This is a genomic window from Pseudarthrobacter sp. PvP090 (genome assembly GCF_040547365.1).
Lineage (GTDB): Bacteria > Actinomycetota > Actinomycetes > Actinomycetales > Micrococcaceae > Arthrobacter.
Genome location: NZ_JBEPPO010000002.1, coordinates 131,398 through 147,543 on the forward strand (window position 1 = coordinate 131,398; position 16,146 = coordinate 147,543).

General features: G+C 64.4%; 10 protein-coding genes. 3 read left to right on the forward strand and 7 right to left on the reverse strand.

The window, feature by feature from the left end:
• Window positions 1–102: 102 nt before the first annotated feature.
• Window positions 103–600 carry a bacterial transcriptional activator domain-containing protein gene (locus ABIC21_RS02540; protein WP_354349063.1) on the reverse strand — a complete coding sequence of 166 codons (498 nt, stop codon included), beginning with the start codon at window positions 598–600 and terminating at the stop codon, window positions 103–105.
• Between the two features lie 1,036 nt (window positions 601–1,636).
• Complete coding sequence (locus ABIC21_RS02545; protein ID WP_354348853.1) at window positions 1,637–2,248, reverse strand: hypothetical protein; 612 nt, start codon at window positions 2,246–2,248, stop codon at window positions 1,637–1,639.
• A gap of 508 nt (window positions 2,249–2,756) precedes the next feature.
• On the opposite strand from ABIC21_RS02545, the gene ABIC21_RS02550 reads away from it, so the two are divergent.
• The 3 genes from ABIC21_RS02550 to ABIC21_RS02560 all read left to right on the forward strand — a co-directional run bounded on the left by ABIC21_RS02550 (window position 2,757) and on the right by ABIC21_RS02560 (window position 6,598).
• Window positions 2,757–4,775: a M6 family metalloprotease domain-containing protein gene (locus ABIC21_RS02550; RefSeq protein WP_354348854.1), complete on the forward strand. Its 2,019-nt coding sequence runs from the start codon at window positions 2,757–2,759 to the stop codon at window positions 4,773–4,775.
• A gap of 546 nt (window positions 4,776–5,321) precedes the next feature.
• Window positions 5,322–5,666 carry a hypothetical protein gene (locus tag ABIC21_RS02555; RefSeq protein WP_354348855.1) on the forward strand — a complete coding sequence of 115 codons (345 nt, stop codon included), beginning with the start codon at window positions 5,322–5,324 and terminating at the stop codon, window positions 5,664–5,666.
• On the forward strand, window positions 5,663–6,598 hold the full coding sequence (locus ABIC21_RS02560; RefSeq protein WP_354348856.1) for an ATP-grasp domain-containing protein: 936 nt from the start codon (window positions 5,663–5,665) through the stop codon (window positions 6,596–6,598). Before ABIC21_RS02555 ends, ABIC21_RS02560 begins: the two co-directional genes overlap by 4 nt.
• A gap of 817 nt (window positions 6,599–7,415) precedes the next feature.
• Here the strand turns inward: ABIC21_RS02560 and ABIC21_RS02565 are convergent.
• The 5 genes from ABIC21_RS02565 to ABIC21_RS02585 form a co-directional block, all read right to left on the reverse strand.
• The gene (locus tag ABIC21_RS02565; protein ID WP_354348857.1) at window positions 7,416–8,066 is read right to left on the reverse strand and encodes a hypothetical protein; all 651 of its coding nucleotides are present in this window, start codon (window positions 8,064–8,066) and stop codon (window positions 7,416–7,418) included.
• Between the two features lie 391 nt (window positions 8,067–8,457).
• Complete coding sequence (locus ABIC21_RS02570; protein ID WP_354348858.1) at window positions 8,458–8,889, reverse strand: hypothetical protein; 432 nt, start codon at window positions 8,887–8,889, stop codon at window positions 8,458–8,460.
• A gap of 319 nt (window positions 8,890–9,208) precedes the next feature.
• Window positions 9,209–10,648, reverse strand: coding sequence for a DUF6519 domain-containing protein (locus ABIC21_RS02575; protein ID WP_354348859.1), 1,440 nt, complete (start codon window positions 10,646–10,648; stop codon window positions 9,209–9,211).
• Window positions 10,649–10,658: 10 nt separating this feature from the next.
• Window positions 10,659–13,028, reverse strand: a complete 2,370-nt coding sequence (locus tag ABIC21_RS02580; protein ID WP_354348860.1) for a hypothetical protein — start codon at window positions 13,026–13,028, stop codon at window positions 10,659–10,661.
• Window positions 13,025–16,129 (reverse strand): putative baseplate assembly protein, encoded by a 3,105-nt coding sequence (locus ABIC21_RS02585; protein ID WP_354348861.1) that lies wholly within the window; start codon window positions 16,127–16,129, stop codon window positions 13,025–13,027. The genes ABIC21_RS02580 and ABIC21_RS02585 overlap by 4 nt, the downstream gene beginning before the upstream one ends.
• Between the last annotated feature and the right edge of the window lie 17 nt (window positions 16,130–16,146).

Below are 16,146 nucleotides of genomic sequence, written 5' to 3' on the forward strand. Positions count from 1 at the left end.
GTCTTCTCGGCCTTGGCCCCCGATCTCCACTTGTAGCTCTTTGCTCGTTCCGTCCCACTGGGGCATGGTCTGATCATCCCTCGTTCTCGCAGGGACCGGCTCTCACAAAACCTCAGCGACGAGGCGACGAATGCCCTCCGACGGAGCAAGGCCCATGTCCTCCTGCAGCTTCGTTCGATACTTTTCGAAGGCCTGAAGCGCGGCAGCATTGTTGCCCAGCTGCCTTTGAGCCTGAATGAGAAGCCCAACCGCACTTTCGTAGAGCGGTTCAAGTTGTAGTGCTGCCTCCGAGGCTTCCACGGCACTCTCGTAGTCACGGCGCGCCAGCGACTCGCGACCAATGATGTGGAACGCGTGGAGCCGATCCTGCCGCAATCTGCTCTGTTCAAAGAGCACCCAATCGTCATACCAGCCCGGGAGCAGTTCGGCATCGCGCAACAGGTTCAGAGTGGACGCGACGTTCCCGTTGAGCCCGTTTTGGCTTAGCTCTCGAACACAGGACCGGACGCGGTGCAAGTCGACCTCCACCGATTCGCTGAGGGAAAGCTCAGAGCCCCCGTTGACCAGCAGCCCCGGGACGTGACGTGAGACCAGGTGCATGCTCACTCGCAGACTCTCCATGGCCAGACTCTCGCAACTGTCCGGCCACAGGAGCCCGACCAGGTAGCTTCGAGGTCGGGGACCGTGGATAGCCAGGGCAGTGATGAGCCGCTGTTGACGCACCGCAACATGCAGAACACACGAGTCCCGGCGGAGCTTCCACGATTGGAGAAGGCTCAGCTGAAAATGGCAAAAGTTGCCGCTTCCCATTGGTACCCCCAAATCCAGCGTGACTGCCGGCTGGAATAGTTCTAGCCATGAGGATCCGCATTTAGGCAGGGGATGTCAATGGCTTTCGGCATCCTGCAGCGTTGTGAACGCAATACCCTTACCCGAGCACACGGACCGCTAATGCATATGAGTAGCCACCCTAAAGATTTGTTCCCGCAATCAGGGCCAAAGGGCCCTAGTGACGACATTTGTCTAAAGGGGCTAGTCAAGCCAAACCCTGCCAATATCGTGGACTTTCGCTATCCGAACCCCTCCAAAACGGGCCCCTGGGTATTCCCGCCCCAACTTCTTCCTGGTTACCCGCTTCCTCGTCGGCAACCGCAGACTGGCCCGTTCCGACCGAGCAACAAATCCTTCGGGCAACGTCCATGCGGACGGCTAGTTGCCTCAGCGCCACTTCATTCAATTCGGATTTGGTGCTGGACCGCGCAGCCAGGAAGTCCCCGCTCATGCGGCTCGATTGGCTTCCAGTCCCTAATGGATCCAGACGCTCGCTGGTACCTTCATCAATGGCCATAATTGCTTGTTGGCAATCGATGGCAGACCCTCAATTACTGCCGATAAGAAACACCGCGAACGATTTTAATACAGCTTCTGCGTTCTTCGCCAAAGAAACTGTAGAGAATCGACATTTGCAGGGCGTCGTATTACCGGTGGCTCGACGCGGAGGATTCCCCGACGACCCCCGGCATCGGGGGCTGACAAGACAGATGAAGACGATTACCGACAACTTACGCCCGCGCCCGCCTCAACCCTGAGGACACCTCCGGGCGCCCCGCCCGCTTTGGCTAGTCCCGAACCAGCACTATCTCTTGAACTCGGTTCGGACCGAGTTGTCGTCCGGGAGCACTATCACGGTTCCGTCCCGGGGCGTCCAGCCGTCATGCAGGAAGAAGAAACGTCCGCCGCTGAGCACCAGCAGGCGGAGGCCGTCGTATCGGTCTACCGCGGTGTCCACGCTACCCACCCTCACGTCTTTGACGGCCTCAGAGCCGATACCCAGCGGCTTGAGTGAATAGACCTCCGCCCGGGGCATGTACTGGACTCCCTGCTCGAAGTTTAGGGCAAGCCGCCGGCCCAGGGCCTGGGCATAGACCGCCGTGCCCCAGAAGAGCAGCAGCGTCACAAGGCTCAATACCACCGTGGTTTCTACTGCCCGCTGCTCGGTTGTTAGCGCTGGTAGTTTGCCGTCCCGGCCCAGACGGCGGAGACGAACGCACCACATAGCCACGAGCACGCCCAGCGCCATCAAGTACGGCGTGAAGAGCGCCGTCCGCGCAGGCTCAAGGATGGCCAGCAGCAGACTAATGCCGACCACGAGCCCACTGACCAGGGCGGCAATGCCGGCGTTTCGTACGATGATCGCCCGGCCGCGGTCCTCCTCGATCCGGCGGCGCAGCAAGCGGTCCAGGGCCACCCAGACAACGCTGGCGACCAGAAGGCAGACCAGCGGCAAAAGAGTGCGTTGATGCTGATCAGCATGTGGTCCTGCCCCGTATACCCAAACAGGCTGACGTTCAGGCCCATCTGGGCCGCCTGCGCGTCCGCTCGTGCCCAGCCGAAGTAAAACAACAGTGCCGTCGCCACCGTGATTGGCGGACCGATCGCCGAAATCACTCCAAGCGTCCGGGACCACGCGGATCGCTCGTTCCCCTTGTCCTCCGTCACTGGATGCTGCCAGGCGATGGCCGCGTCATGATCAGCGGGCTCCGAAGTCCTCGCCCCCCGGGCGCAATGGTTGAACGCGGGAGGTCCCGGGAACCCGAACTCCGCGGGAAGGACCCGCCAGGCAGTGACACAGAGGGGAAGTTCGACGGGCGCAATCAACGCATGGTAACGCTGCAGTAATGCTGCATATCTACGCTGAAGCCATTCCCAGCCAAGCGTGAAAATCTGCCTAGCTGGCAGTCAGAGGCGCCCCGGGGATGTCCATCCAGTCTGAGTCAACAATTCGGCAAAAGCAGCAGGTGCTGCAGCAGGCCAATCCCACCGGAATAATCCTAGTGATCTTGGGAGTTCGCATTATGGAATGTGAAGACAGTGCACCGCGTCCGCTCACCGTTCGGGCACACCACGTCGAAGACCTCTGCGTCGTCGCCCCGGACCCGGAACTAAACGAGAAGCTGAAGGACCAGTTCCAACGGCTGCGCCAACGAGCGCCCCAGTTCTTAGGGCAGCATCTGGCTTTGAAAAGGCCCCTGCAGGTGGGTCTAAATGACGGACTCATATACCCGGGCACGTACTACCCGACCGGAACCACAGCTGCTGTGGCGCAGCGCGCCGCATTGGAACGTGCCCCTCTCCGGGGCGCGGTCAGGGTCGTCGTCGTAATGGCCGACTTTTCGGACCGAGCTATGCCGGCAGGAGCCCTTGACCGGTTCCGGCAGCTATTTTTCTCCACGGGCGAGTTGGCCAACGGCAGCGTTCGAGAATACTTCACGGACGTCTCAGGCGGCCTGATCACTATGGAGGGTGATGTCGTGGGTCCGTACAGGATGCCCAGGACGCTTACGGCCTATGCTGGCGCCGACAACGGCACTCAGCCAGCCACACCGAACGCTCGCACGCTCGCAAACGACGCCTTGTCGGCCGCGAACGCCGATGTGAACTTCTTGCCCTATGACAACGACGGCAACGGATACGTCGACGCTTACATCGTCGTCCACGCCGGCCGCGGTGCCGAGCAGTCCGGGAACGCGGGCGATATCTGGTCGCACAAGTGGGTCCTGCCCGCCGAACGCACCGTCGACGGCGTCAAGGTGTTCGCCTATCTGACGATCCCCGAGGACGCAAGAATCGGTGTTTCCGCCCATGAGCTGGGCCACCTCATCTTTGGCTGGCCGGATCTTTACGACGACGACGGTTCCTCCGAAGGCGTCGGGAACTGGTGTCTTATGGGTGGCGGCTCCTGGGGGTTGAACGGTGATCGCCCTACCCACCCGTCGGCCTGGTGCAAGGCTACCCAGGGGTGGATCAGCGTGGTCGCGCAGGCCAGCAACGCCTCAGTTACCGTCAACGACGTAAAGACGAGCCGAACGGCCTACCGTCTCTGGAAGAACGGTGCGGGCGGCAACGAGTACTTCTTGGTGGAAAACCGCCAGACGTCAGGATACGACCAGTCCTTGCCCGGGTCCGGACTGCTTGTTTGGCACATCGACGATGCCATAGCGTCCAACAGCAACGAGGCGCACTATAAGGTTGCGTTGCTGCAGGCTGACGGCAGCAGAGATCTTGAGAACAACGTCAACCGCGGCGATGCCGGGGACCCGTATCCCGGCAGTGCCAACAACGCCTCCTTGACGTCATCCACGACGCCGAACAGTAGATCCTACGCAGGTTCAGACACATGTGTTTCGATAACGAACATTCCGGCGGCGTCGGCGGCGATGACCGTCAGGTTCGGGGTCCGGTGCATTATCAAGCCCATCAAGGAAGGCAAGGAGATCAAGGAACTCCGAAAGGAACGCCCGAAGGAACTCAAGGAACTCCTCAAAGAACGTCCGAAGGAGTTCAAGGAAATCAAGGAGAAAGAGTTCAAGGAGTTCAAGGAAAAGGAGTTCAAGGAGATCCGCGAAACCAAGTTCACCGACAAGCTGGTCGAGAATAAGTTCGCCGACGGCCCTATGCAGCCGGCCCACGGACAGGGGATGCCCGGTGGCTGGGAGCAAAGGACGGATCATGCGGGTTCCGGCGAAGATTTCTCTGCACGCTTGGAGGCGCTCGAGATAGCGATGCGAACTGTCATCGAGACCCTCACGGGCGCAGGCGCGGGCCAACCGTGGGGCGGGGACGGAGAAGGCGGCACCGAGCCATTCATCGGCTCCGCTGAGCGGCCCGAACTGGGCCAAAGCATGGGCGGCCCAGACCTTGGGCCGCTCCGGTCCCAGATGGAGGGAGGCTCTGCCGAGGCCAAGATCAACTTCGATTCCCTGCCTCCCCAGTAGGCCCCGGTGTCCATGTCGGTTCTCGTCATTGCGGACCGCGGCGACGTGGGTGCAGCGGCACTGGCCGCCCTCCTGCGGCGCCGCGGTGCGTGTGCCGTTACCTTGGTCGATCCGTCGGCCTTCTCCAGAGCCCCGGTTACCCACTATCCAGAGTCCGGGCACCCGGGCGAAAGTCCGGTTTGGACCGACGCAGTAAATGGCAGCGTCTCTCCCTCTGAAGCGGTTCAGCTTGCGGGACCCTTCGACGCAATTCTCTGCCGCGCCCCGACTCTGTCCGCAGGACCTTTCGACCGGACGGCGGATTCCGAGTATGCGGCGGCGGAGATCCACGCATTCGGCCTGTCCTGGCTCTGGAGCAGACACGACGTCGTCGTGAATCGGCCCACGCCGGGAGCCCTCTGCGGCACATCGCCCGACATTGTGCTCACCGCGCAGGCTTGCGCCTCTGTCGGGCTTGCGACGCCGGATGTGCTACTCGCTGCGGACGGTGCCAGAACCAGGCCGACACGTCGTCCGGCCCTCGACCGGCGCAGGTGGGTGGGCGGCATGGTGCCAACCGATGTGGACTCCTTCCGTGCCGCCGATGGGCCGCCTCTGGCTGCACCTGCGGGGTGGGTCGAAAGGATACGTCCCGAACGACGCCGGGTCCTCGTCGCCGGCGACGAGGCGCTGGGGCCGCCCGCGTTGCTGGGCCCACTCATCGACCTTGCCCATGCGCTGGACCTCGAGGTCGCCGAGATTAGTCTGGCCCTCTCGGCCGATCCGTTAGGCCGGATCCTCGTCCTTAGCGTGAACCCGGTGCCCCTACTAAGGTCGGCGGTCCACGTGGAAGCGATGGCTGCACATCTCGAACGGAAGGCTTTCCAGCACTCAAGAAAGCCGATCTCGTGATCGTCGTAGCGGGCAGCCCTACGGAGGGGCCGGTGGAACTGCTTCTCTCCCAGGCGGCGGAGCTAGGTGTCGAAGTGGTGTTGCTGGACGAAGAACGGGCCCATGACTGGCAGCTTGAGGTCAGCATCGACAAGGGGCAGGTCGCGGCACACGCGCTCCATCTGGGGAACAGGGTTGATCTCTCAGAGGCGACCGGTCTGTACCTGCGTCTGACAGCCCCAAATATTGCAGGCCTTCGCCCGGATCCGCTGCGGGAGGCGCGGCGCGTTGCTTCCGTGGCACTCCTGGCATCGTGGAGCGACGTCGCCCCGTTGAGGGTGGCCAACCGCCCCAGATCTATGACCAGCAACAGCTCCAAGCCGTATCAGGCCGCTCTGATCCGTGCTCTAGGGTTCGGCGTTCCGGAAACGATAGTGACCAGTGACCCGGAGGCTGTGCGTGCCTTCCGCTCGCACCATGGACGGCTCATTTACAAGTCGATCAGCGGAGTACGGTCGATAGTTCACGAACTGACCGGGAGGCGGTTCGACGACCTGGATCGCGTGCGGGCACTGCCGACCCAGTTTCAGCGAATGCTCACGGGTGTCAACGTCCGGGTCCACGTCGTCGGTACAGACGTCCATGCATGCGAAGTGGACTCGGCGACCATAGACTACCGCTACGCCGACGGAGGGCCTTCCGCTGGCATGCGGGCCGTCGAACTGCCCGCCGCCATCAAGGAGCGCTGCGTCGCGCTGTCCCAGGCTCTGGACCTCCCGCTCGCCGGCATCGACTTGCACCGGGACAGCGACGATAGTTGGTGGTGCTTCGAAGTCAACCCCTCCCCGGCCTACAATTGTTTCGAAGAACCAACGGGACTGCCAATTGCCCGTTCCTTGGCAACTTGGCTGGCCGGACGAGATGCGGTTTTGAGCGGCGGAGGCGAGTCGTAGCATGGTCCAAGCGATCGAGAACCGGTCCTGGGTGCAGTGCACCCCGCTCGGTCCGTCTAAGCCTGGACCTTCACTGGGGTGGTCGAGTATTCCGGTCCGCATCGAGCGGACGACCGCGCTACCAGGTTGGCCTGACCTGCTCAGCGAGGCAGGCGGGCGGGAATACACAGCCATCATCCCGCCTGGCCTCATCGATGAACTAGCGGCCCAGCCTGTGTGGACTGCGGAGGCCGAAGTCGTGGGACCACACCGAATCGTGTTGAAAGCAACAGCGTCCAATCGGGTCCCCACGAACGGCGCGCAACCGGCCGGCGGCCGCGATAACTTCTGAACCATTTGGGACCCACTGCCAAGCGTCCAAACGATCCGCAAGTGAACATTTGTCCACACTCAGAAGCCCACAAGCCCCTGAGCCGGAAGCTACGTGCCCGAGGTGGGACTCGAACCGTATCCCAGCAACTGCCAACACTGGGATTCCCGGAAACATGCGGAATCCGGCCGGATCCAACCCCTGTACGGCACAATCAGGAACCCTGCGTGTGGGCGATGTCCACACCTTCAAATCCGCCCTTCAAGGCTTTTAGCTCGCTCCGAGAACGCTGGCACAGAGACCTCGCCCCACCCAACCCTTCGCTCAACGCACCGCCCAGTGAAAGCGCCAGATCCAGTAGGAGGTCTCAAGTCAGGCGCTCATTCAGGAATGACTTGGCTGGCATTAGCAAGAATGGGTCCAATCTTCACTTCGCGGTTGCTGCCCTGGCCACGGCGAGGTCAACGATCGTCCAGATCCACCTCGGGCTCTGGTATCGCTGCGACATCACCCAGGCGATTCCTGGGCCGATCCGTCTTCCTGACGGCGTAGTTCCCTTATCATTGGCTGGGCGTAGGCACCGAAGCCCGCATTGGGCTTGCTGGCAAGCTCATCGAATGCGGCTCTGAGGGCAGGCTGCTCGTACCCCGACTTGACCGCGGCCGCGAAGAACCCGTCCCACAATCCTGAAAATTCCCGCGGAGCCAGACGATTAGCGATGTACCACTCATCCCAGACGTGATGCCAGTAAGCCTCCCGGGCGAGCTGCAACTCGACGGCGTCGGCCTTTGAGTCGTCGAGTCGCCCGAGTTCTCGATAGATATCGAGGAAACGGGATCTCAGGTGCAGATATGTCTGCACTTTCAGGGCCTCACGTGAGCGCCTGTTGCTGCGAATCCCCACCCACAAAGCGACCAGCGCCGCAAGTGTGGAAAAGATGGCCGTGACCACCTGAGCTACGCCAATCCATGACCAATTACCTTCCATAAGCCTTGCCCCTCCTTGCAACCGGAAACCTTGGGCCATCGGCAGGGCGCACCGCTTCTGCACATCGGCCACACAGACATCATCAAGCTCGCGGGAATTGGTTGATGCGAGCATGTAGTCCTTTAACGTGGTTACGGTGGCCTCAGTCGCCGCAACTGCAACCTTTTCCACGTCCCATCTATTCGTTCGCAGATCCAGTGAAACTCCTCGAGCGGTTTCCTTTCCTTGGCCCAGGTTTGCGCTATGGAGTTAGGAGTTTCGATGCTCATCCGCAGCTGGGCGAGGCGGGTAACCGTATCGGGAAGTCCAGGCAGCGTTGCGCTCGTCATCGCCGAAACCGATGAGAGTGCCGGCCGCCATCTCCCCTGGCTGCTTGACCAGCTCCTTTCCACCCCACCTGCCGCTGCCCCGAGTTCACGCGGCAGACCTATCGCACCTGCAGCCGCGGCTCCCACTACCGCGGAATGATGTCTATGAAGACTTCCACTAGCTGGGATTTGGCTGCCATAAGCACCGGCGCTGCTGGCGAGGGGCGAAGCACGGGTCGAGCCTCTCCCTCGTCCTAGCAAGGAGAAAGCGGAGGTAATGCCTCGCATCCCCAAGTTCCTCTCCAGAAAGTTTGCGTTTGTCTGGAGGCCTCCCCAGCCGCAAGCAGGGCGGCTTGCGTTCTGCCGACGAGCTCGTATGGAGGAGGCGGAGGCTTGTAGCCGAAGGCGTTGAGGAGCGGCTCCACCGATAGCTGGCCGAAGTCGATAGTGTCTTCGACTCTCCGCCTATCTCGACGTTCACTGGCTGCCCTCAAGGCTTCCCGGAGCTTGACATCCTCGACTACGTCGTACATCGACTGCAGGGCTTGGCCGTGCATCAAGGCCAGGTCTCGCGCCAGAACCGTGTTCTCGCGGAGCTGCTGTAAGTCGTATGTCGGCTGAACAGCGAGCTCCACTTTGGCCCTTGCCAAGCTGTAAGCAAGATCTGTTAAAGGACCCTCGATCATTTAGCCTCCTTCCGATGGGAACCATCATGTCGGAGGCCCACTGTTTCCCACCCGGCGAAGTAGTCCGCCCTAACCCCTGCGTGCCCAGGGATGTCGGGAAAGCTGCCTGATGGTAGGCCACCTGCCGGAAGCTTCGACAGCAGGCTTTTACCGCGAGCCTCCTACCAACATTGGCAGTCAACCTTGACGCCCTCTGTTGCTCTGCCAGGATGTGTTGTTTCGGCCACAGCCAAACCTTTCCAAGTTGGTACTGTAACCGCTCTCTGGAATTGCCAGCGGTCACTCGATGAGCCCCTTTCCTGCCTGAGAAGTTTCGCGCTCAGAATGCCGAAGGCATCGTTGCGAACTGGGCGCGGCAGTCGCTAGAGACCGACCAAGTGCCGTCGGCAGCCTGGGTGGCAACGGCCAGCGGCGCGTATTGGTGCTGAATGCCGTCGGGGGTTCGCGGCCGTGGCACTTGTTCGTCGCCGATCGCCTCCTGGGGCCAGACAACGTCGCCGGTGGCCGTGCGGGCGGGCACTAGCCAGTAGTCGCCCGTGCGGTAGTAATTCGGGCTGCGGTCGACTGTCGAGGCCGGGAACTGCACCATCACGCCGTCCTCGAGCTTGATCCAGCCGTCGTCGGCGCTAGTCGCCTCGCTCACCAGCAGTGCCCCCTCGTCGCTTGTCTCGGGATCGTTGGCGTCGTGGTCCCAGCGCCGAAGCACGGGGTGCAGCTCTGGGCGATTGCCGGTGCCGTCCGCGACACCGCTCAGGACGACGGTCAGGTCGTCGCGGTCAACGCTCTCGACCTGCAGCACCGCCGTGGCGGCGCCGCGCAGCGAGCTGGCGTCGTCGACGAGCTGCACCCGGTCGCCGGGCGCTAGGCCGGAGCGACCGTCGCGGCCGCCGCTGGCCAGCTCCAAGACCGTCTTGTCCCCGTCCGTCGAGTGCTGGAGGACGGAGAAAAGCACCGACCCGTTCTCGCGGGACCAGACGAATGTCGCGCCGCCAGAGACCTCACCTGCAGCCCGGGCGGGGCCGCCGCGGTGGATCTCGACGCGGTACAGCTGGTTCTCAGCGCCGCGGTACCTCGACTCGGGGTCGATCACGCAGGCGGCGAGGTCATCCTCCCGCAGCCTCGCATCGGCGCGCAGCAGCGGCAGTCGCTCCCGGGCCAGCCCGGCGTAGTCGCCGCAGGTAAGCGGCGCGTCGCCGCGGAGTACCTTCACCTGCCAGACCAGCTCGGAGCGGGTGGACGTGTCGAGCCCGGACAGCGCGACGTCGAGCAGGTCGGAGCGTTCGGCACCGGAGACGTGCCGCTCCCACACGTCCAGGTAGACGAGCACTCTATCGACGCCGGCCAGAGCCTCGATCGTCGTACCGTCGTCAAAGGGGTAGCCGAGCTGCTCGCCGTACGTCGTTGCAGTGTCGCACTCGCACAGCAAGCCGTCGACGTAGTAGCGACCCTGTCCAATGAGGAAGTCGCCGCGCTTCATGCGGCCCTTTAGCTCATCGACGCGGTGGGCGGGCAACGGCCTGCCGAGGTCGTCGGTCAGGGTGTCAACGACCGCCGGGTCACGTATCAACGCGAACCCGCACGCGGCGGCGGGACCACCGTGCCGCCCGATCAAATCGGCCGCCAAGGTGCGGACGTAGTGGTTGGAGATTGCCGTCTGCTCGTTCCAGTCGGCGTCGAGCTGGACCCGCCCCTGCTGCATCAACACGCGCGTGTAGTGGCGTCGTCGGTCGAAGGTCTCCCGGGTGAAGTCGCCCTTCATAGCCCCTCCTTTAGGTGATGAAGTAGATGCCGGTCTCGGTGCCGGCGGGGATGTACTCGTCGAGACGGGCCCCCAGGTTCGCGGCCCGCTGCGGCTGGTAGAGGTCGTGGAACGCCCCCAGCTCGGCCTCGTCGTCGGCGCCGCGCCAGATCTCGTCGGGAACCGGGTCGGCGAGCTGGCCGTAGCCCGGGTGCCCGTAGCGCAGGCTGGTGAACGCCGGCTGCAGGCGCTCGGCGGCCTGCGCGGCGCGTACGTCGTCCGCGGCAGCTGCGATCGCGGCATCGGGCTGGCAGTGGTAGCGACGGGGCGTGCGCGATCCCGGTGGCAGGTAGGTGTAGCGCACGCAGCCGATCTGGCGCCGGGCCACTCGCAAAGGGCTGGTGAAGATGCTGTTATCGACCAGGTCGACGGCGTGCACCAGGACCTCCCCCACCACGGTGCAGCGGGCGATCGTCAGGTGCGCGAACGCGAGCTGCCCGTCGTCACTGCTGAACGCGAGCCGGTCGGGACTCGTCGCGTCCAGGATGGTGTCGCTGACGGCGATCACGCCGGGGTCTTCCCGGCGCTCGTCGGCGGCGACGACGACCGAGCCGATGATGCTGTGCTCGACAACGATCCGGGCGCGCGTCCGGTCGACGGTGATGCTCGGATCGTCGGGGCGGCCGGGTAAGCAGTCACAGTCGAGGTCCCAGCCGGGGACAAGCGTGCAGTGGCGGATGGTCACGTCGCACAGGTCGCCTGTCGTCGGTTCCGGCGTCCACTCATAGCCCCCGGCTGTCCCGGAGGGTGTCTCTTCGCCGTAGCCAGCCGGGGTGGGAGGCTCGTCCGCGCCGTCGGACCCGTCTCGGTAGGTGTCCTTGTACGAGTCGTCATCGGTGTCGAGGTCACGACCCGGCCGGCGGCCGGCCACGACAAGCCCACGACCTGTAACCAGGAACCCGTCGAGCACGAATCTGGCAGCTGCGCCGCCGGTGATGCGCAAAGGGTCCGGCTGATCGACACGGTAGTCCAGCAGGCGAAGCACCGGGCGGCAGCGTGAGGCGGCACGCAGTTGGACGTACTCTCCGGGTTCCAAGTCCAAGACCAGGCGCTCCTCGTAGACGCTGCTGTCGGCGACCTCGATGACCACCGCCCGAGGCACCTCGGTTCCCTCCTCCGGGGGATTACGTCGGATCTCGCGCCAGTACCGCCAGGCCTGCTGGATCGTGCGGTACTCCCCCGATTCCCGGCCTCGCTGACGCACCCGGAGAATCAGGGCGCCAGACGGCTCGGACAATTGACGCCGGTACTCCCCGCCGCCCATGTCCGCGCTAAAGCCGTAGCGATAGCCGACCGACACGCTCCGCGGCGGCTGTCCGGGCGGGAAGACCAACCGTCCGCGTTGCGGGTCGAGCAGCACGTGGTCGCGCGGCGCCCGGTAGGCGTGCCAGTCCGATAGGTCGGCCGGGATCACCGACTCCGCCGGCACGACCCCGCGGTGCCCACGCAGCGGCCAGTCCTGCACCGTTACCCACACGCTGCGTCCGGCGCCGTAGTAGGTCGGAGAGGCGTCGGCACACAGCGGGTGCTCCGACACGCGGTGCTCCAACGCCCTTCGCCGCAGCGGAGCGGGCACGTTGATCTCCTCCGCGACGTGTGTCGGGTTCGGCTCGGCGGCAGGGGCGACGAACAGTTGAGTGTCGTTGCCCAGCACACTGAAGGAATAGCAGTGCGATCCTTCCCTCTCGATGCAATGTGCTGGGGTCTCCGTGACCGGGTAGGAGCCGAGACGCCACACGAACAGGCCGGTGCTCTGCACGGAGTAGCGGCCACGGGTGTGGTGCGAGCCGGGGCGTCGTACGTCTACAGTGCAGGCCAGGTCGTCGAAGCCGGTGTCACCGGCCGCGCGCCCGAGCCGCGCGCCCTCACGCAGGTCGACCGTGCGGGCGCGCCCCGGACGGACATGGTCGAGGTGCTGGGTCCAACCCAGCAGGGAGTAGAACTCCACAACCCGGGCTGGCCACCCTGTCACGTCGGCGGCCAGCTCCTCTAGCAGTGCGACTGTGCCCTTGCGGCGCCGGTTGGCGATCGTGTCGGCCACGTCACGCCGCGGCACAAGGGCACGGGTACGCCGGCGGGCTTCTGGGGTGGTAGGGTCAGCAATCAGTCCTGCGTCGGGGAGGGTGCGGTAGCCAACCAGGTCGCCGAGGTAGGGCACGACCCAGTCGTCACATGTCTCGATAAACCAGTTATCGTAGAGGCGGTCGATGTCATCCTCGATCACCTGGACCTGCTCGCCGATGACCTTGAGCAGTTCGCGCAGCGGGCCTCCGCGGACCTCGTCCCGCATCCGGTGCAAGGCGGGAAGGAGCATGTACAGGTAATCGTCGCGTCGGGTCATCGCGTCACCTCGTCGGGGATTTGGTTCAGGATCAGGGAATCGGGGACGCCCGGCTGCAGGTAGGCCAACTCGGCCGCCTGCACTACGTCGACGACCAGTCGGGCCGGTTGCACGAGCACGGGGCCCGGCCGCGGGGGCCAGGGGGACTGGGCCCCAAGGCTGCCAGCAGGACCGTCAGGTAGGACCGCTGTCCGGTCCACACTCGCCGAGAGCCGGCGTACGACGTCGGCGGCGTTAAGCGCGGTGAGCACGTCCAAGTCGACATAGTCGACGCCACGCACGGCCTGAATGCATGCAACCACCTCGCTGGGCAGGACGTTTTGGCCGAGTCCGCGCCGGTCGAACCCTAACGTCTCCAGCACGGCCGACCGCACGATTGGTTCAACGCTGTCCCAATGATAGTCAGGCAGCACCTTCACCCGGGCGCTGACGACAAGCGCCAGCAGTCGCCTGATCTGGACACGCAGCGGCAGGGCAGGGTCGCCGAAGCGGTGCAGTGCGTCCGTTAAGTTGCGGAAGAGATTGGATGACTCGTCCACCGGGATATCGTCGACCCCAGCGATCGTCACGTGCACCAACTGACGTCGTCCGTCTGTGATCCGGACGGCCGCCGCCTTGCCGATACCGGCGAAGGTACGCGCGAAGTCAGCGTAATCCTGGGTCCCAACGAGGCGATCCAAGGCCAACACAGCCAAAGGTGCGTTGTGCCGGATCTGGTCGCGGCTTTCGGCGTCGGTACCGCCGGTGGCGCGGATTGGGTTGAAGACTTCCTTGACACCCAACGGCCGGGAGCCCAGTTGGCTGAGTTGACCGGCTGCGAGGTTGCCAGCCCTGCCGAGGCCATTGCGGTACGTCGCCCGGATGTTGTCGGTGCCGGTGTGCGGTCGCGCACCGTGCACGCCGTCGCCGAACACCACCGTGGTGGCCCCCGATTCGTCCTGCCTGGTGAGGAAGCAGTGGGTGGTCGGCTCCAGACCGACCACACTCGGCGATTCGTGCCAGCTCACGCCGTCGACCCGGACCTCCAGGGTGCTGGCCACGCCCGAGTTGGTTGGGGCGGACGTCCATGTCAGCGGTGGTTGGCGGAGATGGAATTCCTGTCGGCGCTTCGTCGGATCGCCGCCGCCCAGCACTTCCTGGCGGGTCTCCCCGTGCGTTGCGTGCACGACGTTGCCGTAAAGCACGACCGTGTCGAGGCGGTAGCAGTAGGCAAGCGGCGCGGCGAGTGAGACGAACGTGTGCAGTGCGTCGCCGGGCAGTGGCAACTCCTCTTCGCCGCCATCCCGGTCATTCCCTTCCGATGCGGGCCTCGCATTCGTCAGGTAGCCCGTTGAGGGCACAGTCTTGACCCGTTGGCTCACGCCGTCGAGCATTACCACCTCGGCGGCTTGCACCCCGGACGTGCCGGGGAGATCCGCGCGTTCGCCGGTGACGATCATCCATCGTCCGGACCGCAGGCCGTCGAACAGGCCGTCGAGCTCAATCTCTCCGCCGCATAGCGGGGCCTCGATCGCGGCGTCCGCCAGGTCCAACTCCTCGGCTCCACAGTGCACAAGGGTTGCCCGGAGTACGTTGAACTCGTCGGGGTCGTGGACGTCATCCGGGTCCGGGAGCCACCAGGTTTTCTTGAATGTGAGCTTCGTGGACTTCCCTGCCAGTCCGTAGGCGTTACGCGAAAGATGCTCGACTTTGTCCACCTCGGTGACCACCGTCGGCCCGAAGTCCTTACTCATGGGCCGGGTGATCAGGACCGGCCTGTCAGCCAGCACGCCCGGGTGGTCGCGGTCCAGGAACGCGATGTCTGGCTTTTCGCCGGTGAGGTTCCACTCCTTAAAACCGGTGAACACACCATCAGTAAACTTCGCCTCGAGGGGCGCGTTGTGCCCGAACAACGGCGCCGCGAGCCGCAGCGCCCAGACCCTCAAGGGTGAAACGGGGGCAGCGTCCAGCCGGGCGAGGGCGCCGTACAGCGTCTGTGACAGCTCCGGTCTCAACGTCGCCAACAGAGCAGGGTACGCGTCCGCTCCCCGGGTCAGGGTTGCTTTGGCCGTGCGGGTGAGCTGACGGGAGCCTCGCGGCTGGATCGACGGCGGTGCCGCCAGGTTGTTGAGCAGCTCGTCAAGGCGTCTGCCCTGCCGGCGTTCGCCAAAGCGGGCAGTTGTTGTGTCGATGCCCTCCGGCAACACGCTCCTGAGCCGGATGACGCCCTCCTTTAACCACGGGGTGAGCTTTGACCAGTTATTGCGCCGGGCGATATCGAGTTGCTGACGGCTTACCTTGAGCGCGGCGAGCACTGCGTTCGCGGACGACTCGTTGCCTTCCCGTGCCTGCTTCTCGACCGTCGCCAGTGCAGCCAATACCTTCTTAGCAGTGGGTCCGTCGGGATCGATATCGAAGGCGGCGGAGTCTGCCAGCCGGTGCACGGTGGCGAGGAGCACCTCGACCCCCATCTCTTCCCCCGTCCAGGACTCGAGTGTGACCCGGGTGCGGTCGGCCTCGGGCTGAGGCTCCACGGCCCGTACCCGGGCCGGCGACAAGTCGAGGCCGATTCCGAGGTCGACGAGCAGCGCGTCGCCGACGGAGAGTCCGGTGGCGGTGCCGGCGAGCACGAGCCCGTTGGCGGCAACGTCAGCCGCGGTCTGCGGCTGCGCCGTCCGGACGCCTAGGCGGTTCCACTCGTGCCGTGCGATCAGAGGCTCCGAGGTTTCGAAGGTCTGCATGATTTCGCCCGGGCCCGGCACGCTGGTGACGCGCGTTCCGGGCGGGATCTCGACGGGTCCGGCGTTGTCGTCGACGGTATAGGAAAGATAGGTGCTGGCCGCGACGCCGGGACGCGGACGGTAACCGACCAGAGCCGCTTGCTCCACCAGCGAACGCCGTTCGGTCGAGGTGCGCAGGTAACCCTCGTTGGCGATGCGCTCTTGGTAGAAGGTCAGCACATCGCCGACGGCCGCCCAAGCATCCAACAGCGCGGTCACGGGGTCGGTCGTGTCATGAGTCGTCAGTGCCGCCAGGGCTGGCAGGTCCTGCGACGAGAGCCGGGCCTTCATGTCCGCCAGGAACGTTCGGTGCGTGCCGATGCGGAGTGCCAGTTCGTCCAATCCGGGCCGGTGAACCA